Source organism: Massilia agilis, assembly GCF_024756255.1.
GTDB lineage: Bacteria > Pseudomonadota > Gammaproteobacteria > Burkholderiales > Burkholderiaceae_D > Telluria > Telluria agilis.
Genome location: NZ_JANUHB010000002.1, coordinates 216863 through 239785, shown reverse-complemented (window position 1 = coordinate 239785; position 22923 = coordinate 216863). Strand labels below are relative to the sequence as shown.

The 22923-nt window shown below is 65.7% G+C and carries 17 protein-coding genes; 8 read left to right on the top strand and 9 right to left on the bottom strand.

Annotated elements, in window-relative coordinates; translation table 11 throughout:
* The first annotated feature begins 57 nt into the window (after window positions 1-57).
* The 5 genes from phaC to NX774_RS07915 all read left to right on the top strand — a co-directional run bounded on the left by phaC (window position 58) and on the right by NX774_RS07915 (window position 12014).
* Window positions 58-1761, top strand: coding sequence for a class I poly(R)-hydroxyalkanoic acid synthase (phaC, locus tag NX774_RS07945; protein WP_258821641.1), 1704 nt, complete (start codon window positions 58-60; stop codon window positions 1759-1761).
* A 197-nt stretch (window positions 1762-1958) separates the two neighbouring features.
* Window positions 1959-2522, top strand: a complete 564-nt coding sequence (phaR, locus tag NX774_RS07940) for a polyhydroxyalkanoate synthesis repressor PhaR (RefSeq protein ID WP_258821640.1) — start codon at window positions 1959-1961, stop codon at window positions 2520-2522.
* A gap of 240 nt (window positions 2523-2762) precedes the next feature.
* Window positions 2763-4160, top strand: coding sequence for a 30S ribosomal protein S12 methylthiotransferase RimO (gene rimO, locus NX774_RS07935; protein WP_258821639.1), 1398 nt, complete (start codon window positions 2763-2765; stop codon window positions 4158-4160).
* A 16-nt stretch (window positions 4161-4176) separates the two neighbouring features.
* The gene (locus NX774_RS07930; protein WP_258821638.1) at window positions 4177-5340 is read left to right on the top strand and encodes a cystathionine beta-lyase; all 1164 of its coding nucleotides are present in this window, start codon (window positions 4177-4179) and stop codon (window positions 5338-5340) included.
* Between the two features lie 218 nt (window positions 5341-5558).
* Window positions 5559-12014: a cadherin-like domain-containing protein gene (locus NX774_RS07915; RefSeq protein ID WP_307731160.1), complete on the top strand. Its 6456-nt coding sequence runs from the start codon at window positions 5559-5561 to the stop codon at window positions 12012-12014.
* 168 nt (window positions 12015-12182) lie between these two features.
* On the opposite strand, the gene NX774_RS07910 is transcribed toward NX774_RS07915, so the two are convergent.
* The 3 genes from NX774_RS07910 to trxC all read right to left on the bottom strand — a co-directional run bounded on the left by NX774_RS07910 (window position 12183) and on the right by trxC (window position 14121).
* The gene (locus tag NX774_RS07910) at window positions 12183-13157 is read right to left on the bottom strand and encodes a chemotaxis protein (RefSeq protein WP_258821637.1); all 975 of its coding nucleotides are present in this window, start codon (window positions 13155-13157) and stop codon (window positions 12183-12185) included.
* A gap of 74 nt (window positions 13158-13231) precedes the next feature.
* Window positions 13232-13594, bottom strand: a complete 363-nt coding sequence (locus NX774_RS07905) for a DUF4870 family protein (protein ID WP_258821636.1) — start codon at window positions 13592-13594, stop codon at window positions 13232-13234.
* An 80-nt stretch (window positions 13595-13674) separates the two neighbouring features.
* Window positions 13675-14121, bottom strand: coding sequence for a thioredoxin TrxC (gene trxC / locus NX774_RS07900; RefSeq protein ID WP_258821635.1), 447 nt, complete (start codon window positions 14119-14121; stop codon window positions 13675-13677).
* A gap of 134 nt (window positions 14122-14255) precedes the next feature.
* Between trxC and NX774_RS07895 the strand changes: the two genes are divergently transcribed.
* Genes NX774_RS07895 through NX774_RS07885 form a run of 3 tightly spaced genes read left to right on the top strand, consistent with a single transcriptional unit; the run spans window position 14256 to window position 16252 of the window.
* Window positions 14256-15041 (top strand): DUF72 domain-containing protein, encoded by a 786-nt coding sequence (locus tag NX774_RS07895; RefSeq protein ID WP_258821634.1) that lies wholly within the window; start codon window positions 14256-14258, stop codon window positions 15039-15041.
* Window positions 15035-15793: a Mut7-C RNAse domain-containing protein gene (locus tag NX774_RS07890; protein WP_258821633.1), complete on the top strand. Its 759-nt coding sequence runs from the start codon at window positions 15035-15037 to the stop codon at window positions 15791-15793. The genes NX774_RS07895 and NX774_RS07890 overlap by 7 nt, the downstream gene beginning before the upstream one ends.
* Window positions 15794-15847: 54 nt before the next feature.
* Window positions 15848-16252: a hypothetical protein gene (locus NX774_RS07885; protein ID WP_258821632.1), complete on the top strand. Its 405-nt coding sequence runs from the start codon at window positions 15848-15850 to the stop codon at window positions 16250-16252.
* A 115-nt stretch (window positions 16253-16367) separates the two neighbouring features.
* On the opposite strand, the gene NX774_RS07880 is transcribed toward NX774_RS07885, so the two are convergent.
* From NX774_RS07880 to NX774_RS07855, 6 genes are all read right to left on the bottom strand, one after another.
* Window positions 16368-17273: an EamA family transporter gene (locus NX774_RS07880; RefSeq protein ID WP_370660427.1), complete on the bottom strand. Its 906-nt coding sequence runs from the start codon at window positions 17271-17273 to the stop codon at window positions 16368-16370.
* A gap of 10 nt (window positions 17274-17283) precedes the next feature.
* Window positions 17284-18012, bottom strand: coding sequence for an ABC transporter ATP-binding protein (locus NX774_RS07875; RefSeq protein ID WP_258821630.1), 729 nt, complete (start codon window positions 18010-18012; stop codon window positions 17284-17286).
* A gap of 10 nt (window positions 18013-18022) precedes the next feature.
* On the bottom strand, window positions 18023-19963 hold the full coding sequence (locus tag NX774_RS07870) for a branched-chain amino acid ABC transporter ATP-binding protein/permease (RefSeq protein ID WP_258821629.1): 1941 nt from the start codon (window positions 19961-19963) through the stop codon (window positions 18023-18025).
* 2 nt (window positions 19964-19965) lie between these two features.
* Window positions 19966-20856 (bottom strand): branched-chain amino acid ABC transporter permease, encoded by an 891-nt coding sequence (locus NX774_RS07865; RefSeq protein ID WP_258821628.1) that lies wholly within the window; start codon window positions 20854-20856, stop codon window positions 19966-19968.
* A 103-nt stretch (window positions 20857-20959) separates the two neighbouring features.
* Window positions 20960-22117 carry an ABC transporter substrate-binding protein gene (locus tag NX774_RS07860; protein WP_258821627.1) on the bottom strand — a complete coding sequence of 386 codons (1158 nt, stop codon included), beginning with the start codon at window positions 22115-22117 and terminating at the stop codon, window positions 20960-20962.
* 279 nt (window positions 22118-22396) lie between these two features.
* Complete coding sequence (locus NX774_RS07855; RefSeq protein WP_258821626.1) at window positions 22397-22822, bottom strand: YajG family lipoprotein; 426 nt, start codon at window positions 22820-22822, stop codon at window positions 22397-22399.
* Window positions 22823-22923 lie beyond the last annotated feature (101 nt).

Below are 22923 nucleotides of genomic sequence, written 5' to 3'. Positions count from 1 at the left end.
TAATCAATGGATGCTGATATGAACATGCCCGATCCCCAGGCCTTTGCAACTTCGTGGATGTCCCAGTTCACGGATCCAAGCGTGTGGCAATCGTGGATGAAGATGCCGGACATGGCCGCGCCGCCCGCCGCCAACCAGATCGCGGGGCTGCTCAAGGATTATGGCGCCGCCATCGCGCCGGCCAAGCTCGAGGAATTCCGCAACGACTACCTGCAGAAGGCGGCCAGGCTGTGGCAGGACTTCATGTCGGGCAAGACGCCCGAGCTGCATGACCGGCGCTTTTCGGGCTCGGAGTGGCAGAGCAACCCGCTCTCCGCATTCACCGCGGCCAGCTACGTGCTCAACGCCGAGTTCATGCTGGCCCTGGCCGACGCGGTGGACGCCACGCCGCGCGACCGGCAGAAGATCCGCTTCGCCGTGCAGCAAATGGTCGATGCGATGTCGCCGGCGAACTTCTTTGCCACCAACCCCGAAGCGCAACGGCACATGCTCGAGACCAAGGGCGAGAGCCTGACCAAGGGCCTGGCCAACATGCTCAACGACCTGCAGAAGGGCCGTATCTCGCAGTCGGACGAATCGGCGTTCGAAGTCGGGCGCAACGTCGGCACCACGGCCGGCCATGTGGTGTTCGAGAACGAGCTGTTCCAGCTGATCCAGTACACGCCGGTCACGCCGCAAGTGCGCGCCGTGCCGCTGCTGATGATTCCCCCGTGCATCAACAAGTTCTACATCCTCGACCTGCAGCCGGAAAATTCGCTGGTGCGCTACGTGGTGGAGCAGGGCAACACGGTGCTGATGGTCTCGTGGCGCAATCCCGACAAGTCGATGGCCAACGTCACTTGGGATGACTATGTGGAGCGCGGGGCGATCCAGGCGATCGAGGTCGCGCGCGAACTGTCCGGGCAGGACAAGGTGCACGTGTTCGGCTTTTGCGTCGGCGGCACGATTGCGGCCACGGCACTGGCGGTGCTGGCCGCGCGCGGGCAGCAACCGGCGGCGAGCCTGAGCCTGCTCACCACGCTGCTCGATTTTTCGGACACCGGCGTGCTGGAAGTGTTCGTGGACGAGGCGCAGGTGGTGCTGCGCGAGCAGACCCTGGGCCGCGGCGGCATCATGCCGGGGCGCGACCTGGCCACCACGTTCTCGGCGCTGCGGCCGAACGACCTGGTATGGAATTATGTGCAGCACAACTACCTCAAGGGCAAGGAGCCGCCGGCCTTCGACCTGCTGTACTGGAACGCGGACAGCACCAACCTGCCGGGGCCGATGTTCTGCTGGTACCTGCGCAACACCTATTTGGAAAACAAGCTCAAGCAACCGGGCCGCGTGACCGTGTGCGGCCAGCCGGTTGACCTGGGCAAGATTGCTGCGCCCGTGTTCCTGTACGGGTCCCGGGAAGACCACATCGTCCCGTGGGAGGCGGCATTCGCGTCGATGAGCCTGCTGAACCCGAAGAACGCCAAGGCCAACAAGTTCGTGCTCGGCGCCTCGGGCCACATTGCCGGCGTCATCAATCCGGCGTCCAAGAACAAGCGCAGCTACTGGGTCAATGACAAGAACGGCAAGACGCGCCCGCGGACGGCGGCTGCATGGATCGAGGGCGCAACCGAGCACAAGGGCAGCTGGTGGCCGGAATGGGCCGCGTTCCTGGCAGAGCATGGCGGCGAGCAGGTGGCGGCGCCTTCGTCGGCAGGCAACGACAAGTACAAACCGATCGAGCCGGCGCCGGGACGCTTCGTCAAGGTGCGTGCCGACGCGTAATTGCACCGTTCTGGTGCATATGATTATCGTCGTGCTAATTATATGCACCAAATTAATTGCTGCACCTGCGCGCACAACGTGGTATTTTTCAGTTTTGGCCGTCCCGCAAAGCAACATCTGATCTCGTCGTACGATCGACAGACGGCGGCTTTTTGGCAATCATTCAGTGCGCTGCGGCGCAGTATATGGACCTTGAAATGAGTAGTGCAAAGAAGAGTGCGGAACGCCTGATCAAGAAATACCCGAACCGTCGCCTGTACGACACCCAGACCAGTTCCTACATCACCCTCACGGACGTGAAGCAGCTCGTGCTGGACGCCGACGAGTTCACGGTGGTTGACGCGAAGACCAACGAGGACCTGACGCGCAGCATCCTCCTGCAGATCATCCTGGAGGAAGAAGCCAACGGCATGCCCATGTTTTCCAGCGCGGTGCTGGCCCAGATCATCCGTTATTACGGCCATGCGATGCAGGGCATGATGGGCTCGTACCTGGAAAAGAACGTGCAGGCCTTCACCGACATCCAGAACAAGTTCACCAGCGCAGCCGGCGCCTTTGGCGATGGCAAGGCCTTCAGCCCGGAGATGTGGACCCAGTTCATGAACGTGCAGGGGCCGATGATGCAGGGCATGATGAACAACTACATCGACCAGAGCAAAAACCTGTTCCTGCAGATGCAGGAGCAGATGCAGCACCAGAGCAAGGCGATGTTCGGCACCGCGTTCCCGTTCGGGCCGATGGGGACGCCGGACAAGAAGTAAGCCTCGCGCGGCGCGGAAATCTTCCACTAGTCTTAAAACCGTCATCCCGGCGCAGGCCGGGATCCATGCTGAGCGTCCGAAGTAGCAGGCGTTCTATGGATCCCGGCCTGCGCCGGGATGACGTTTTTGAGGTAACGGAAGAAGACAGGCCAACACGGCGTTTCTCGCGCTGGCACACCGGCTGTCGCCCATCCCCGCCTTCCTGTACAATCGCGGATTGCCCTGATTTCGCTGTCCGCCATGTCTGAACTCCGTCGCAATCCCGCTCCCGCTCCCACCGCCAACGGCCCGGCGCCCAAGGTCGGCTTCGTTTCGCTCGGCTGCCCCAAGGCGCTGGTCGATTCCGAGCAGATCCTGACCCAGCTGCGCGCCGAAGGCTACGAGACCGCCAAGTCCTACGACGGCGCCGATCTCGTGATCGTCAACACCTGCGGCTTCATTGACGCCGCAGTGCAGGAGTCGCTCGATGCGATCGGCGAGGCACTGGCCGAAAACGGCAAGGTGATCGTCACCGGCTGCCTGGGTGCCAAGAAGGACGCCTCGGGCGCGGACATCATCACCCAGGTGCACCCCAAGGTGCTGGCCGTGACCGGCCCGCACGCGCTGGCCGAGGTGATGGACTCGGTGCACACGCACCTGCCCAAGCCGCACGACCCGTTCCTGGACCTGGTGCCCGACCACGGCATCAAGCTCACGCCCAAGCACTACGCCTACCTGAAGATTTCGGAAGGCTGCAACCACCGCTGCAGCTTCTGCATCATCCCGTCGATGCGCGGCGACCTGGTGTCGCGCCCGATCGCCGACCTGCTGCTCGAGGCCGAGAACCTGTTCAAGTCCGGCGTCAAGGAGCTGCTGGTGATCTCGCAGGACACCAGCGCCTACGGCGTGGACGTGAAATTCCGCACCGGTTTCTGGAACGGCCGTCCGGTCAAGACCCACATGACCCAGCTGGTCGAAGCGCTCGGCCAGCTCGCCAAACAGTACGGCGCGTGGGTGCGCCTGCACTACGTTTACCCGTATCCGCACGTGGACCAGGTGATTCCGCTGATGGGCGACGGCCATGTGCTGCCGTACCTGGACATCCCGCTGCAGCACGCGCACCCCGACGTGTTGAAACGCATGAAGCGTCCGGCCAGCGGCGAGAAGAACCTCGACCGCATCCAGGCCTGGCGCAAGATGAACCCGGACCTCACGATCCGCTCCACCTTCATCGCCGGCTTCCCGGGCGAGACCGAGGAGGAGTTCGAGTACCTGCTCGACTTCCTGCGCGAGGCGCAGATCGACCGCCTGGGCTGCTTTGCCTATTCGCCGGTGGAAGGCGCGACCGCCAACGAGCTGCCCAACCCGGTGCCGGAAGAGGTGCGCGAGGAGCGCCGCGCGCGCGTGATGCTGCTGCAGGAAGAGATTTCGACGGCGCGCCTGCAGGCGAAGGTTGGCAAGACGATCCGCGTGCTGGTGGACGAGGTGACGGCGCGCGAGGCGATTGGCCGCTCCGCTGCCGACGCGCCCGAGATCGACGGCGTGGTGTACATCAAGCGCGCGCTCACGCCGGGCAAGGCCAAGCCGGCCGTGGGCGAATTCATCGACGTGGTGGTCACCAAGGCGGACGCCCACGACCTGTGGGCCACCGTGGCCTGACGCAAACGAGGACACGATGGCGAAGAAGTCCCTGCAGACCAAGCTGATCCACAGCGATTACACGGCGCCGGAAGGCTTTGACGCCTTCCCGGCCGCGATCCACCACGCGTCCACGGTCCTGTTCAAGGACGTCGCGGCGATGCGCTCGGGCGACTGGAAGAACAAGAGCGCTTATACCTACGGGCTGCACGGCACGCCGACCACGTTCACGCTGGAAGCGCGGCTGGCCGAGATCGAGGGCGGCAGCCACTGCCTGCTGGCGCCGTCTGGCCTGGCCGCGATTTCGATGATCGACCTGGCGCTCCTCAAGAGCGGCGACGACGTGCTGTTGCCGGACAACGTGTACAACCCCAACCGCGAGCTGGGCCGCTGGCTGTCGCAGGACTTCGGCATCACCGCGCGCTTCTACGACCCGCTGATCGGCGCCGGCATCGCCGACCTGATCCAACCGAACACCAAACTGGTCTGGACCGAGGCGCCGGGCTCGGTGTCGATGGAAGTGCCGGACCTGCGCGCGATCTGCGACGCGGCGCACGCGGCAGGCGCGCTGGTCGCGCTGGACAATACCTGGTCGGCGGGCCTGGCGCTGCGCGGCTTTGACCTGGGCGTGGACATCATCATGCAGGCGCTCACCAAGTACCAGTCCGGCGGCTCGGACGTGCTGATGGGCGCCGTGATCACGCGCGACCAGGCGCTCAACGACCGCATCGCGCTGGCCCATATGCGGCTCGGGATGGGCGTGTCCGCGGACGACACCTACCTCGTCATGCGCGGCCTGCCGAGCATGAAACTGCGCTTCGAGGCGCACGACGCCAGCGCGCGCAAGGTCGCGGCCTGGCTCAAGGCACGGCCCGAAATCACCCGCGTGCTACACCCGGCGTTCGAGGACTGCCCGGGCCACGAATTCTGGCGCCGCGACTTTACCGGCGCGGGCGGCCTGTTCTCGGTCGTGTTCGACGCAAAGTACACGGAAGAGCAGACCGACCGCTTTGTCGATTCGCTCGAACTGTTTGGCCTTGGCTACAGCTGGGGCGGCGCGAACAGCCTGGTGATGCCGTACCGGATCCAGGGGATGCGGCGCGACTGGAAGGACGCTGGCGTGCTGGTGCGGTTTAACATTGGTCTGGAGGACACGGCCGACCTGATCGCCGACCTGGAGCAGGCGCTGGCGCGGCTGTAAACCAATTGTTACGTTGATTATTTAACCATTTGGCCTGCCCCCGCGGGCGTGCGCCCCGGCAGCCGGGCCGAGTGTGAACCAGAATCAAGAAAGAGCCACCCTTCGAGGTGGCTTTTTTGCGCTTGCTCTATTTCCGTACGGCAACACCTGTGTTACATTCTTTCCGCATGGCAACTCAGCGCTAGTTGCCAGGCGTCCAACAGAGAGAGGAAAACACAATGACAACGATCAGCTCGTCCGTAACCACCACCCTGCCATACGATGTCGATGACCTGACCCTGACCGGCACTGCCGACATCGACGGCACCGGCAATTCGCGCGCCAACGTCATCACCGGCAACTCGGGCGCGAACGTGCTGAACGGCATGGCGGGGGCGGACACGCTGATCGGCGGCACTGGCAACGACACCTACGTGGTGGACAACGTGGGCGACGTCGTGATCGAAAACCCGGGCGAGGGTACGGACACGGTGCAGTCGAGCGTCAACTACACGCTCACCGCCAACGTCGAGAACCTGACACTGACCGGCAGCGGCAGCATCTACGGCACCGGCAACGCACTGGATAACGTCATCACCGGCAACAGTGGCAGCAACGTGCTGTCGGGCATGGATGGCAACGACACCCTGGTCGGCAACGCCGGCAACGACACGCTCGACGGTGGTACCGGCGCGGATAACATGCAAGGCGGCACCGGGGACGACACCTACGTGGTGGACAGCACGGGCGACGTGGTCACCGAGGCCGCAGGCGCCGGCACGGACACGGTCCGCTCCAGCATCAACTACACGCTTGGCGACAATCTCGAAAACCTGACCCTGGTTGGCACGGACAGCCTGGACGGCCGCGGGAACGCGCTCGATAACGTCATCCTTGGCAACAGCGGCAGCAACCAGCTGTTTGGCGACGCCGGCAACGACACCCTCAACGGCGGCGCCGGCGCGGACCACATGGAGGGCGGTGCCGGGGACGACACCTACGTGGTGGACGACGCGGGCGACCTGGTGGTCGAGGCCGCGGGCGCCGGGACCGACACGGTGCAGTCGAGCATTTCCTACACCCTGACCGACAATGTCGAGAACCTCAAGCTCACCGGCACTGCCAACATCGACGGCACCGGCAACGAACTGAACAACACCATCACCGGCAACACGGGCGCCAACGCACTTACCGGCGGCGCCGGAGACGACCTGCTCGATGGTGGCGCGGGGGCGGACACGCTTGGCGGCGGCACGGGCAACGACACCTACGTCGTGGACAACGCTGGCGACACCGTGGTCGAGAATGCCGGCGAAGGCATCGACACGGTCCAGGCCAGCGTGAGCTTCGTGCTGTCGGCCAACGTCGAGAACCTGACGCTGACTGGTGGCGCTGCCATCAACGGCACCGGCAACGAGCTCGACAACCTCATCACCGGCAACGGCGGCAACAACGTGCTCAGCGGCATGGCCGGCAATGACACCCTGGTCGGCAATGCGGGCAACGACACGCTCGATGGCGGCACCGGCGCCGACACCATGCAGGGCGGCGCGGGCAGCGACACCTACGTGGTGGACAACGCCGGCGATGTCGTCATCGAAGCGGTGGCCGAGGGCACCGACCTGGTGCAGTCGAGCATCGACTACACGCTCACCGCCAACGTCGAGAACCTGACCCTGCTGGGCACCGACAACCTGGCCGGCACCGGCAACGCACTGGCCAACATCATCACCGGCAACGGCGGCGACAACCTGCTGTCCGGCGGCGACGGCAACGACAGCCTGTACGGGCAGGGCGGCAGCGACCACCTGTTTGGCGATGCCGGCAACGACCTGCTCGACGGCGGCAGCGGCGGCGACCAGCTCGAAGGCGGCGCGGGCGACGACACCTACGTGGTGGACGACAACGGCGACCTGGTGATCGAGGCAGCCGGCGCCGGTACCGACCTGGTCCAGTCGAGTATCACCTACACGCTCACCGACAACGTCGAGAACCTGACCCTGACGGGCACGGCCAACATCAACGGCACCGGCAACGAGCTCGACAACATCATCAACGGCAACACGGGCGACAACGTGCTCGATGGGCGCGCGGGCAACGACACGATCAACGGCAATGCCGGCAATGACACGCTCATCGGTGGCGATGGCAATGACCAGCTCAACGGCGACGCCGGCGACGACCAGCTGTCCGGCGATGCCGGCAACGACGTGCTCAACGGCGGCGTTGGCGCGGACACGATGCGTGGCGGCAGCGGCGACGACACCTTCATCGTGGACAACGCAGGCGACCTCGTGATCGAGAACGCGGGCGAAGGCACCGACACGGTCCAGGCCGCCATCAGCTACACGCTCACCGACAACGTCGAAAACCTCACCCTGACGGGCAGCGCCAACAACAACGGCACCGGCAACGGGCTGGACAACGTCATCACCGGCAACGGCGGCAGCAACGTGCTGTCCGGGCTGGATGGCAACGATACCCTGATCGGCAACGCGGGCAACGACACGCTCGACGGCGGCAGCGGCGCCGACAACATGCAGGGCGGCGCCGGCAACGACACCTACGTGGTGGACAACGCGGGCGACATCGTCACCGAACTTGCGGGCGGCGGCACGGACACCGTCCTGTCCAGCATCGACTACACGCTCACCGCCAACGTCGAGAACCTGACGCTCACCGGCACCGACAACCTGAACGGCACCGGTAACGCGCTTGCCAACATCATCACCGGCAACAGCGGCGACAATACCGAGTCCGGCGGCGACGGCAACGACACCCTGTACGGCCAGGCCGGCAACGACCACCTGATGGGCGACGCGGGCAATGACCTGCTCGACGGCGGGGCCGGCGCGGACCGCATGGAAGGCGGCCTGGGGGACGACACCTACGTGGTGGACGACAACGGCGACCAGGTGATCGAGGCGGCGGGCGCCGGCACCGACCTGGTCCAGTCGAGCATCACCTACACGCTCACCGACAACGTCGAGAACCTGACCCTGACGGGCACCGCCAACATCGACGGCACCGGTAACGAGCTGAACAACATCATCATCGGCAATGCCGGCAACAACACGCTGGATGGCCTTGCCGGCAACGACACCATCGACGGCGGCCTGGGTGCGGACACCATGCGCGGCGGCACGGGCGACGACACCTTCATCGTGGACAACGCGGGCGACCTGGTCATCGAAAACGCCGGCGAGGGCACGGACACGGTGCAGGCGAGCATCAACTACACGCTGACCGACAACGTGGAGAACCTCGTCCTGACCGGCAGTACAGCGATCAACGGCACCGGCAACGCGCTGGACAACGTCATCACCGGCAACGGCGCGGCCAACGTCCTCTCCGGCCTGGACGGCAACGACACCCTGATCGGCAGCGCCGGCAACGACACGCTCGATGGCGGCACCGGCGCCGACAACATGCAGGGCGGGACCGGCAATGACACCTACGTGGTGGACAATGCCGGCGACGTGGTCACCGAGGCGGCAAGCGCGGGCACCGACACGGTCCAGGCAAGCATCGACTACACGCTCGGCGCCAACGTCGAGAACCTGACGCTGACCGGCAGCGCCGACCTGCGCGGCACCGGCAATGCGCTGGCCAACACCATCATCGGCAACAGCGGCGCCAACCTGATCGACGGCGGCGCGGGCGCGGACAACATGAGCGGCGGCGCGGGCGACGACACCTACGTCGTGGACAACACCGGCGACGTGGTTACCGAGGCGGCCGGTGGCGGCAACGACACCATCAACGCGAGCGTGACCTACACGCTGTCGGCCAACGTCGAGAAGCTGGTGCTGACCGGCGCCGCGGCCATCAACGGCACCGGCAACGCGCTGGATAACACGATCATCGGCAATGGCGCCAACAACGTCCTGGCGGGCATGGGCGGCAACGACGTGCTGATCGGCGGCGGCGGCAACGACACCTACATCGTGGATGACGCGGGGGACACGGTGGTGGAGAACGCGGGCGAGGGTACCGACACCATCCAGGCCAGCGTGAGCTATGCGCTGTCCGGCAACGTCGAGAACCTGACCCTGTCGGGCAGCGCCAGTATCGACGGCGCCGGCAACGGCATGGACAACGTCATCACCGGCAACGGCGGCAACAACCTGCTCAATGGCGGCGCCGGCAACGACACGCTGTCCGGCGGCGCTGGCAACGATACCCTCGTCGGCGGCCTTGGCGCGGATACGCTGCAGGGCGGCGCCGGCAACGACAGCTACCGGGTTGCCCTTGGCGACGGCGCTGACCGCATCATCGACAGCCAGGGCAGCGACACGCTGTACATCGGCAGCGGCCTGTCCCGCGCCAGCCTGGCCGCGGCACAGTCGGGCACCGATCTCGTGCTCATGTACGGCACCGGCGGCGACAGCGTCGTGCTGGCGGGCTGGATGGGCCAGGCCGAAGGCGTGAGCCGCATCGTGTTCGACGACGGCTCGTCGATGGACCGTCCCGCGATCCTGGCGCTGCTGAGCGGGCCGTCCACGCCGCCGGCGGCCACCGATACCGCCCCTACCGCGGTGGACGACGCGGTGACCGTGCACGAGGACGGCGGCGTGCTCGCCGTGCCGGTTGCGCAGCTGCTGGCCAACGACACCGACCCGGATACTGGCGCCGTGCTCACCGTGACCGCCGTCGGCGCATCCGCGGCGGGCGCGAGCGTCACCCTGAACGGCGACACCGTCCAGTACGATCTCGGCGGCCGCTTCCAGCAGCTGGCCGACGGCCAGGTGGCGCAGGACAGCTTCACCTACACCATCACCGACAACACCGGCAAGACCTCGACCGCGACCGTCAACGTCTCGATCGTCGGCACCAACGACGCGCCGGTGGCGGCCGGGGATGCAGGCCAGGTGACCGAGGATGGCCAGGCAAGCGCAAGCGGCAACGTGCTCGCCAACGACACCGACGTCGATGCCGGCACCGTGCTCAAGGTCGCAGCGCCGGGCACCTACGCCGGCACCTATGGCTCGCTCGTGCTGGCGCAGGATGGCAGCTACACCTACACCCTGAACAACAGCGCCGCCGGCGTGCAGGCGCTGGCGCAGGGGCAGGTGGTGACCGACAGCTTCAGCTATGCCGCCACCGATGGCATCGCTACCTCCAGCAGCAAGCTCGATATCACGGTCACCGGCGCCAACGACGCGCCGGCCGCAACGGGCGACAGCGGGCAGGTCGCCGAAGACGGCCAGCTGGCGGCAAGCGGCAATGTGCTGGCCAATGACACGGATGCCGATGCCGGCACCATGCTCAAGGTCGCAGCGCCGGGCACGTACGTTGGCACTTACGGCTCGCTCACGCTGGCGCAGGATGGCAGCTACACCTACACCCTGAACAACAGCGCCGCCGGCGTGCAGGCGCTGGCGCAGGGGCAGGTGGCGACCGACAGCTTCAGCTATGGCGCCACCGATGGCACCGCCACCTCGAGCAGCAAGCTCGATATCACGATCACCGGCGCCAATGACGCGCCCGTGGTGGCGGCCGATACCGGCGCAGTCACCGAGGACGGCCAGCTGACCGCAAGCGGCAACCTGCTGGCCAACGACGCGGACCTGGATGCGGGCACCGTGCTGAAAGCGACTGCAGGCACGTGGAAGGGCACCTACGGCACCCTGACGGTGGCGCAGGATGGCAGCTACACCTACATCCTGGACAACGGTTCGGCCGCGGTCCAGTCGCTGGCGCAGGGACAGGCCGTGGTGGACAGCTTTGCCTACTCGGCAAGCGACGGCATCGCCTCCACTGCCGGCAAGCTCGACATCACCGTCAGCGGCGCCAACGACAAGCCGGTGCTCAAGGCCGATACCGTGACCATCACCGAGGACCAGGCCAGCGCCAAGGGCAACGTGCTCGCCAACGACAGCGACGTCGATGCCGGCACGGTGCTCAAGGCGACTGCCGGCACGTTCACCGGCAGCTACGGCCAGCTCGTCCTCGCGCAGGACGGCAGCTTCGAGTACAAGCTCGATGCGGCCAAGGTGCAGTCGATGGGCCGGGGCGACACGCTGGCCGAGCACTTCAGCTACACGGCGACCGACGGCATCGAGAGCCTTGGCTCCACGCTCGACGTGCTGATCTCGGGCGCGAACGACGCACCGGTGCTGGTCAAGGCGCTGGCCGACCAGTACGTCAACTTCAACAAGTCGTTCTCGTTCACCCTCCCGGGCGGCAGCTTTGCCGATCCGGACAAGGGTGACGTGCTGACTTATTCGGCGACGCTGGCCGACGGCTCGGCGCTGCCGTCCTGGCTCAAGTTCAATGCGGCCACCGGCACCTTCTCCGGCACCGCACCGAAGGACATCGTGACGGTCGACGTGCGCGTGACCGCTACCGACAAGGTTGGCGCGACCGGCAGCACGGCGGGCAGCCTGTCGGTGTCGGACGTGTTCAAGCTGGCGGTCACCCACGGCAACGCGGGCGTGGGCAACGGCAGCGGCGACGCCGCGCCGCCGGGGCAGGACACCAACTTCAACGATGGTCCGGGCACCGGGCCGGGCAACCCGGGCGCGAAGGGCGGCACGTCCGGGCCGGGCACGGGGTTTGCGGCCGAAAACGGGACGCTCGACTGGCTCGGGCTTGACCTGGCGCGCTTGGAACAGGCGCATGGTGATACCGTCGGGATGGTGCAGCTGGTGGGCGTCGCGCAGCCGGGTGCCATCGAGCTGCTGGTCGCCTGAGCAAACTGCGATAACTCAAGCACGTCGTCCCCGCGCAGGCGGGGACCCATGCTGAGCTGGCTGTAACAAGGCTTCGCCGAAGATTGGCGAGCCTGCCCACGGGTTATGGGTTCCCGCCTGCGCGGGAACGACGTGCTCAATGCACTGGCAAGGGTTGCGCAGCCGCCGTCAGGCTTGTGCCGTCTGCCGCTGCAGTATCCGCCGGATGGTCCCGGCCAGGTCTTCGGCCGAGAACTTGGCCACATACGCATCGGCCCCCACCGAGCGCACGTGCTCCTCGTTGGTGGTGCCCGACAGCGACGAGTGGATCACCACCGGCATGTCCGCGAACCTCGCCTGCTTCTTGATGTTGCGGGTTAGCGTGAACCCGTCCATCTCCGGCATCTCCAGGTCCGTCACCACCAGGGCCACCTTGTCATAGACCGTCTTGCCCTCGGCCTCGGCGCTGGCCGCGATGGCGTTGAGCTGGTCCCACGCCTCCGTGCCGGTCTTGGTCATGATGAAGGGCAGGCCCATCGCCTCCAGCCCTTGTTCGATCAGTACGCGCGCCACCACCGAGTCGTCCGCGGCCAGCACCACCGCGCCCGGTTTGATGCGGATCTTCGCGCCGATCGTCTGCGGATTGACGTCCATCCGGTCCGACTCGCTCAGCTTGCGCAGGATGGTCTCCACGTCCAGCACCTGCGCCAGCCGCGGCGGCCCTCCAGGCTCATCCTGCAGGCGCGCGATGCTGGTCACCATGCCCGAGCCGGCGCTGTGTTCGGATGAGAGCACCTGGCCCCAGTCCAGCCGCACGATCTCTTCCACGCTCTCGACCGCAAACGCCTGGGTCGAGCGCGCGAACTCGGTCACCAGCATGATGTTCAGTCCCGTCTGCGGCTTGCAGCCGGTGATGCCGGGCAGGTCCAGTACCTGGATGATCTGCCCGCGCAGGTTGACCACCCCCAGCACATGCGCAGGCGCGCCAGCCACTGCCGTAATCTCGGGCATGGCGACAATCTCGCGGATCTTGAAGACGTTGATGCCGAATAGCTCGCTGCGCTGGGAACGCTCGTCCGCGCCAAGGCGGAACAGCAGCAGCTCGAACTTGTTGGTGCCGGCCAGATTGCTGCGCTCGTCAACTTCCTGCTGCACGGATTTCATCGTTCGCCCCGGTGTCGTGATGCTCACTCCGGGACAGTATTCCAGCCAGGCAAACTACGCCTTGCTGAAAATCATTACACGGGCATCGAACGGTTGTTGTTCAGGTCGATGAAACCGCGGATCAGGCGGTAGGCTTTCCAGATCCACGCGCCGACCGCCAGCAGGCCGGCAAGCGGGATGCCGAACAAGGTGAAGGCCAGTATCACCGCCAGGGCCATGCACAGGATGTAGATCCAGAACGAGCGGATCATCCAGGTGTGGTGGCTGTACACCAGCGTGCCAGCCGTTTCGGGCCGCTTGAGGTAGTTGACGATCAGCGGCAGGAACGACAGCATGCCGAGCGAAAAGATGAACGAGATGCCGTGCGCAAGGTAGAGGATGCGCGCCAGCTGTTTGGCGTCTTCCAGACCGCTGTCCAGGATGAGTTGCTGCGACATGAATGCTCCTTCCGGGCATCGGCCCGGCCACGCCCTCATTGTAGCAGCCGGGGATAACGTTCCGATAACAGCGCGCGGCGTCAGCCGGCGCGCGCGGCGGCCTGCTGCGTCCACGCCACGATGCTGCCGGCATCCATCGCGCCAGCCTGGCGGGCGACTTCGCCCCCGCCCGCAAACAGGGCAAGGGTGGGGATGCTGCGGATGCCAAAGCGCGCCGCCAGGTCCTGCGAGGCTTCGGTATCGACCTTCAGCAGCCGCACGTTCGGCTCCAGCCGCTGGGCGGCCTGCGCGTACGCGGGCGCCATCATCTTGCACGGGCCGCACCACGCCGCCCAGAAGTCGACCAGCACGGGAATATCGCTGCGGCTGATGTGCTTGTTGAAACGTTCGCTGCTCACGTCCACCGGACGGGCGGTGAACAGCGGCTGGCTGCACTTGCCACAGGTTGGTTGGTCGCCCAGGCGCGCTTGCGCGACACGGTTGACCGCGTCGCAGTGGGGGCAGACGATATGAAGCGGGTCGCTCATGTTTCCTCCTTTGCAACTAGATGCGTTCTTCATATTGTACGGCACGTCCAGCGCAGCGATCCTATCGCGCGCCCCTAAAATTGCCTTACAGATAAACTTTGTGTTCCTAAATGAAACATTCGAAGTTTCGTGGAATGAACAATGACGATGTCGCCCCGCCCGGCATGCGCCTGATCGGCTGTGCCGGCTGGACTCTGCCGAAAGATGCGCAGGCGGCGTTCCCGGCCGAGGGGACGCACCTGCAGCGCTACGCGTCCGTATTCCCGGTCGCGGAAATCAATTCGTCGTTCCACCGCCCGCACCGCGCCCAGACCTACGAACGCTGGGCAGCGTCGGTGCCGGACGGCTTTCGCTTTTCGGTCAAGCTGCCGCGCACGATCACGCACGATGCGCGGCTGTGCGGCGTTCAGGCGCTGCTGGACCGGTTCGCCGGCGAAGCCGGGGCGCTGGGACACAAGCTTGGCTGTGTGCTGGTCCAGCTGCCGCCCAAGCTCGCGTTCGATGCGCGTGTGGCGGAAGACTTCTTTGCGCGTCTGCAGGCCAGCTTTGGCTGCATGGTCGCGTGCGAGGCACGCCACCCGAGCTGGTTCACGGACGGCGCCACCGACCTGCTGCGCGAGCGCGCGATTACCCGCGTGATCGCCGATCCGCCGGCGGGACAGAACGGCCCGCACGTGCCGACCACGTCCACCATCTACGCGCGCCTGCACGGCAGTCCGCGCGTCTACTACTCATCCTATCCGGAGGAATACCTGTCGGCCCTGGCCGCCGACATGGCCGAGCATGTGGCGGCGGGGCGTACTGTCTGGTGCATCTTCGATAACACGGCGTCCGGCGCGGCCGTGCCCAATGCGCTCACCTTACTGCACGCGCAGGCCGGACAGGCTTTGCCTGGAAATGCCATACTTCCGGCATGGTGATGGCGACCTTCCGTTTTTATGAGGAGCTGAACGATTTCCTGCCGCGCGAGCGGCGCGGGCGCGAGTTCGCCGCGCACTGCGCGCGCGCGGCCACCACCAAGCACATGATCGAGGCACTGGGCGTGCCGCATACCGAGGTCGAACTGGTGCTCGTCAACGGCGAGTCAAGCACGTTCGAGCGCCTGATCGAGGACGGCGACCGCATCGCCGCCTATCCCAAGTTCGAAGCGTTCGACATCACCCCGCTGCTGCGCGTGCGGGAACGGCCGCTGCGCCGGCTGCGCTTTGTGGCCGACGCCCACCTGGGCGGCCTGGCGCGCTTCCTGCGCCTGGCCGGGTTCGACACCGTGTACGACAACCACATCCACGACGACGAGATCGCGGAACTGGCGGCGCGCGAGGGCAGGGTGGTGCTCACGCGCGACCGCGAGCTGCTCAAGCGGCGCACGATCACGCACGGCTGCTACATCCACGCGCTCAAGCCCGAGGCGCAGCTGCGCGAGCTGTTCGACCGGCTCGACCTGTCCGCCAGCGTGCAGCCGTTCGCGCTGTGCCTGCACTGTAACCTGCCGGTGCGCGCCGTGGACAAGGCCAGCGTGGCCGACCAGCTGCCGCCGGCGGTACGCGCACAGCATGACGAATTTACCACCTGCGACTGCTGCGGCCGCGTGTACTGGAAGGGCTCGCACTGGAAGCGCATGACGGACCTGCTGGCGCGGGCCGCCGACGTTGATCCCAACCCGAGCGCGTGAGGCGATGCCCATGTACAATCGATCCATCAACCAGAGCACACTGTGAGCCGGCCCTTGCAGCAGCTACCTTTCCCGATCCGAAACGAATGTCCGCCTGGCGCTTGCGATTGCGAGCGCGAGAAGCTGCTGGCCGACCCGAACGGCGACTATCGCCCGCTGCGCATCACGCGCAACGAGGAGCAGCGGCTGCTGGCGCGCATCGAGCGCATCTCCACCTACGAAGACCTGCTGCATGTGCAGGAGCTGGTGCGCTCGCACATCGGGGCTGCGCTGCGCATCGAGCCGGGGCCGAACGAAGTGCGCACTGTGCGCGGCATCATCATCGTGTTCGAGCACAAGCCCGGTCTGTGCAAAAAGCTGCGGCAGTCGGTGCCGGCCGCGATCCGGCGCTGCCTGGACCGCAATCCTGACATCACCTACGCCCTGCTGGACGCGCACGACCTGTTCGGCATGAGCTAACGTCACCCGTCGACCCGGCGAAAGCCGGGATCCATGCTGAGCATCCGAAGCCACCAGCAGCGTGGTACTGCGAAGTCAGCATGGGTTCCGGCCTTCGCCGGAACGACGGTGAATTTTAAGGGCGACCGCGGGACGATCCGAAGATCACCGACGCCAGCGCCGCGCCGAGCAGCACCACGCCCGCCCACTGCCACGCCGTGATCGAATCCCCAAGCACCAGCATTCCCGCCGAAATCCCGACCAGCGGCACCCCCAGGCTGAACGGGGCGACGCGGTTGGCGGGGTGGCGCTTGAGCAGCCCGGTCCATAGCGCATACGCGAAAATGGTCGCGCACCAGCCGAGAAAGGCCAGCGACGCCCATGCCTTCCACGACAGGCGCGCCGGGTTCCAGTTGGTGCCGCCCGGATCGAACGCCAGCGAGAGCAGCACGAACGGCACCACCGGCACCAGGCAGCTCCACACCATGAACGGGATCACCTCGAACTGCGGCGTGGCGTGCTGCGCGCGCCGCACCACGATGTTCGATGCCGCCCACATCGCCGCCGCGCACAGCGCCAGGACGAAGCCGGCGGGCGTGGTGGTGTTGGCGCCGTTTGTGCCCGCGTAGCTGGCGATGAAGCAGGCCAGCCCCAGCGCGGCCAGCGACAGCCCGCGCTTGAGCGGCGTGCCAACCGGCTCGCGCAGGGTGGCAAGGCCAAACAGGGCGGTGAAGAACACCTGGGTTTGCATCAGCACCGACGCGAGCGCGGCCGACATGCCCACCCGCAGCGACATGAACAGGAAGCCGAACTGGCCAACGCCCTGGCACAGGCCATACAGCACCAGCCACTTGGGCGCCATTTTGGGCGGACGCACCAGGAGCGCCAGCGGCAGCACGGCGAACAGGTAACGCCCCGCGCCAAGCTGGAAGGGCGTGAGTTCGCGCAGGCCGAACTTCATCGCAATGAAGTTCGTGCCCCAGATGAAGACCACCGCGACTGCCGCGGCGAAGTCGCGCGTGCTGAACGCCGTATGCTGCACCACGACGCCGTCAGTGCGCGTGCGCGCCGCCAAGGTAGGCGGCCACCACCTTGGGATCGTTGCGCAGCCTGTTGGCCGGTCCATGCAGCGAGATGCTGCCGTTTTCCAGCACGTAGCCGTAGTCGGCCACATTCAGCGCCGCCTGCGCGAACTGCTCCACCAGCAGCATGGTCACGCCCTGCTGCTTCAGGCGAGTGATGATGCGGAACACCTCGTCCACCAGGATCGGCGCCAGCCCCATCGAGGGCTCGTCCAGCAGCACCACCTCGGGGTTGAGCATCACCGCGCGCGCCATGGCCAGCATCTGCTGTTCGCCGCCCGACAGCGTGCCCGCCAGCTGGTTGCGGCGCTCCTTCAGGCGCGGGAACAGGTCCATGGCGCGTTCCAGGTCATGCTGCACGTCGCCTTTCGGGCGCGCGCCGGTAAAGCGCGGGAAGGCGCCCAGCAGCAGGTTGTCGGTCACGCTCATGGTCGCGAACACGCGCCGGCCCTCGGGCGAGTGCGCCAGGCCCGCACGCGCGATGCGGTGCGAGTCCATGCCCGTGATGTCGCGCCCGTCCAGCGTGACGGTGCCCGCCTTGGGCCGAATCATGCCCGAGATCGCGCGCATGGTGGTGGTCTTGCCGGCCCCGTTCGAACCGATCAGGGTGACGAGTTTGCCCTTGGGGACATCGAGCGAAATCCCGTGCAGGACTTCGACCTTGCCGTAGGCCGCTTGCAGGTTTTGAATCGATAGCATGCTGTTCTCCTTACACGGCCGCGGCGGCAGGCGGCTCGGCTTCGCTGGCCCCGCCCAGGTAGGCTTCGATCACTTTGGGATCGGCCTGCACGCTGGCGGGCGCGCCCTCGGCGATCTTCTGGCCGAAGTCGAGCACGGTCACGGTGTCCGAGATCGACATCACCACGTCCATGTGGTGCTCGATCAGGATGATGGTGATGCCGTGGTCGCGGATCTTGCGGATGATGGCCATCAGCTCGCGGATGTCCGGCGCGGTCAGGCCGGCAGCCGGCTCGTCCAGCAGCAGCAGGCGCGGGCTGAGCGCGAGCGCGCGGCCGATTTCGAGCAGGCGCTGCTTGCCGTACGGGAGATTGCGCGCTTCCTCGTTGGCCAGTTCCGACAGGCCCACGAACTCGAGGATCGCCGCGGCCCGTGCGCGCGCGGCCAGCTCTTCGCGCTTCACGCGAGGGGTATGCAGCATCACGTCCGCGATGTTCGAATCGAACGTGTGGTGCAGGCCGACCAGCACGTTCTCGGTGGCCGTCATCTCGCCGAACAGCTGCACGTTCTGGAAGGTGCGGGCGATGCCGCCCAGCGCGATCTGCGACGGCGTGCGGCCGGTGATCGCGGCGCCCGCGAACTCCACCTTGCCCGCGGTTGGCTTGTAGATGCCGGTCAGGACGTTCATCATCGTGCTCTTGCCCGAGCCGTTCGGGCCGATCAGGCCGTGCACCGAACCGCGCCGCACCGCCAGGTCCACCTGGTTGAGCGCCTTCAGGCCGCCGAACTGCATCAGCACCTGGTCGGCGCGCAGCAGGTCGCCGCCGGCGCCCTCGTGGCGCACGCCCTCGAACGGGTCGGCCTGGCCAGCCGCGACCGAGCGCGTGTGCCGCACGCTGCGGTTGAACAGGCTGCGCAGGTAGCCGACGATCCCGTCCTGCAGGTAGTACACGACGAACAGCGTCATCAGGCCAAAGATCGTCAGGCGCCAGTCCACCATGTTTTCGATGCGGTAGGCCATTACCGCCATGCCGATCGTGGCCGCAAGCGGCACCACCACGCCGCGCGGCGTGGTGCGCTTGCGCGCCAGCGCCACCGCGGACCCGATCACGGCCAGCACGGCCGCCACCACGGCGATCTGGCGGAACAGCCCCACGTCCTGCAGCAGGCTGGGGAGCATCACCACGATCACCGCGCCGATCATGGCGCCGGAACGGGTTTTGCGCCCGCCCATGATCACCGCCAGCAGGAACAGGATGGTCAGTTCGAAGTTGTAGGTGTTGGGCGAGATGTACTGCTCGGAATACGAGTACAGGCTGCCGGCCAGGCCCGCGAAACCCGCGCTGATGACGAAGGCGTACACCTTGTAGCGGTAGACCGACACGCCCATGCAGTCCGAAGCGATCGGGCTGTCGCGCAGCGCTTCGAAGGCGCGGCCCAAGTGCGACTTGAGCATGCGGTGCACGACCAGCAGCGAAAGCAGCATGAACGCCGCCACCATGTAGAAGTAGCTGGTCTCGTCCAGCACCTTGCCGAACATCTCGGGCTTGGACAGGGTGATGCCCATCGCGCCGTTGGTCAGGTCCGTCATCTCGTTGATGAGGATCTGGATGATGGTGCCGAAGGCCAGCGTCACCATCGCCAGGTACGGGCCGGTCACGCGCAGCGCCGGCAGGGCCAGGACCACGCCGAACAGCGCGGTGCCGCCGATGCTGGCCGGGACGGCGAGGTACCACGCCAGGTTGTACTTCATGATCAGGACGCCCGTGATGTACGAGCCCACGCCGAACAGGCCGGCATGGCCAAGCGACACCTGGCCGGTGTAGCCGACCACGATGTCCAGGCCGAACAGCAGGATAGCGTAGATCAGGATGGTCTCGACCAGGTGGACGTAGTACGGGTTGGTGACGAACTGCGGGAAGGCCGCGAGCGCGGCGACGGCCGCCAGGCCGATGAAAAATGTCGTCTTCATGCTCACACCTTCTTGATCGCGGCTTTGCCGAACAGGCCCGAGGGCTTCACGGCCAGCACCAGCAGCAGGAGCACCAGGCCCGGCACGTCCTTGTAGCCGGTCGAGATGTAGAAGCCGGCCGCGGTCTCGGCGATGCCGAGGATGATGCCGCCGACGATCGCGCCCATGCCCGAGGTCAGGCCGCCGATGATCGCCACCGCAAACGCTTTCAGGCCGAGCGATGCGCCCATGTTCGCGCTGGTGAGCGTGAGCGGCGCAACCAGCACGCCGGCAAACGCCGCCGTGGCCGAGGACAGCGCGTACGAAAACGTGATGACCAGGCGCGTGTTGATGCCCATGAGGCCCGCGGCGTCGCGGTCATTGGAGGTGGCGACCACGGCTTTCCCGTAGATCGACTTGCGGTTGAAGATCTCGACAGCCGCCATGATGGCGAGCGCGCCGACGATCACCAACAGCTGCATCGGCTGCACGTTCGCGCCCATCACGTGAATCGGCTCGGACGACAGCGGCGAAGGGAAGGGCAGCACGTCCTTGCCCCAGATGTTCTCGGCCACGTTCTTGAAGATGATCGCCAGCGCGATGGTGGACATGATCCAGCCGAATTCGGACTTGATGCGGATCGCGGGCCGCACGCCGATCCACTCGACGAACACGCCTTGCAGTGCGCCGAACAGCACCACCAGCGGGATCATCAGCCAGTAGCTCATGTAAGGGCCGCCGTGGATCGTGCCGACCACGGACAGGCCGACCAGCGCGCCGAGCATCAGCGCCTCGCCCTGGCCGAAGTTAAGGGTGCCGGAGGTGGCGAAAGTGAGTTGGTAACCGAACGCGATGACGGCGTAAATCATGCCGAGCGCGATCCCCGAAAAGACCAGCTGCAAAAGGATATCCATCGTTTTCCACCAAAGGGAAGGGCGCGCGTGCGCCTTCCGTCAACAGAAAAATGGCCAGCCTTGGAATCAAGGCCGGCCACTGCACAGCATTGCTACGGATGCTTTACTTGGCCAGCACGACGCGGCCGCCGCGCACTTCGCCGAACTTGGTGTTCTCGAAGTTGATGGCCTCGTGGTCGGTGTGGCTGTATGGCTTGTTGTAGGTGGTGACGACGCCTTCCAGCTTGTCGTTCAGGTTCTCGAGTGCGGCGGCGATCTTCGGGCCTTCGGTCGAGCCGGCCTGCTTGATGGCGGCGGCCAGCAGGTACACCGAGTCATAGCCCTGTGCTGCCGACACGGCCGACGGCATGCGCCCGCCCTGCGGGTTGTAGTTCTTGATGTAGGCGTCGATGAAGGCCTTGCGCTTGGGCGTGTCGCCGTCCTGGATGAAGGTCTGCGGCATGCGCGTGCCTTCGCCGTTCTTGCCGGCGTTGTCGATGAAGTTGGCCATTGCCAGCGTCCAGCTGCCGATGATGGGCACGTGCCAGCCGATCTTCTCCATGCCGTTGGCGATCTGCGCCAGCTCCGGCCCGATGCCGTAGGTGAGCACGACCTCGGCGCCGGCCTGCTTGGCCTTGAGCAGCTGCGCGGTCATGTCCACGTCGCCGATGTTGTACTTCTCTTCGGTGACCGGCTTGATGCCGCGCTTCTCGAGTGCCTTTTCCAGGTCCTGGCGGCCGAGCTGGCCGTAGTTGGTGGAGTCCGCGAGGATCGCGACCTTCTTGAACTTGCGGTTGTCCACGGCCTCGCGCGCGATCATCTCGGACTGGATGCTGTCGTTGGCCGAGTTACGGAAGACGAAGTTCTGCGGCTCTTTCTCGAACTGCTTGGTGACGATCGAACCGGTGGCCACGTTGTTCATGACCGGGATCTTGGCCTGCTGGTAGAAGCGCTGCGAGGCCAGTGCGACGCCGGTGTTGATGTAGCCGACGGTGGCAACCACGTGCTCCTTGTTGATCAGCTCCTGCGCGATCTGCACGCCGCGCTCGTTCTTGGCTTCGTCGTCGCGTTCAACGAGTTCGATCTTGCGGCCCAACACGCCGCCCTTGGCATTGATTTCAGCGACCGCGAGGCGCACACCGTCGCGCATCGACGTGCCCATTGGCGCCGAGCCGCCCGTGAATGGACCGGAGACCCCGATCCTGATGGCCTCGGCGGCCATGCCCGACATCGAAAAACCCAGTGCTACACCTGCAACCAATGCTTTCAACTTGAAATTCATTTGCTGTCTCCGTAGTGTGTTTTTGTTGTGCCGCGACGTTGGGCCAAGGCCGAGCCTGAGCGCCAATCGTTCGGTCCATTGTAGGATCGCAATTAGGCAACAGCAATTGTTAGTTTCGTTGCAACGCACCATGTGGCGCGCATGTCACCACCTGTAAGATGCGTGTAAGCAATATAGGGTACACATGGGGAACTTTGCACCAATATGGTGCAAACGGCGGCTCGAATGGGCAAAAAGAAAGCCGGCTTGCGCCGGCTTTGCTCTGCTGCTGAGGAAAACTTAGCGGTGATGCCAGCCGCCGCCTCCACGGCCGCCATGCCAGCCGCCGCCGTGGCCGCCACTCCAGTGACTCCACGAAAAGCCCAGGCCGATCGAAATCGGCGGCCACCAGTAGTAGGGGCTCGGGGCAGCGTACACGGGTGCCGGGGCGTACACCGGCGGGGCGACGTACACGGGTTGCTGGACGATGGTCGTCGGCGGCGCGACGTAAGCGGGTACGTTCGTGTAGGCCGGCGCCATGTCGGTGACGGTCACGTTCGATTCGCCCGAGGCGGCCATGCGCGCGCCGGTGCCGGGCGGAACTGGCGTCACGGACACGGTCTGCCAGCCGTTCGGATCGGCATAGCGCGGATTGTATGCATACTGCGGCTGGGTTGCGCAACCTGCAAGGCTCGCCAGCACAACGGCAATAAGTAGGGCTTTCATGTAAACGGTCCTCCTGATGTTCCCACTATAAGAACTTCGCGGAACTTTTGCTGGAGAATTACAGCTTGTTACAGGTGCGAGCCTAACCGAAACTTTTGAAC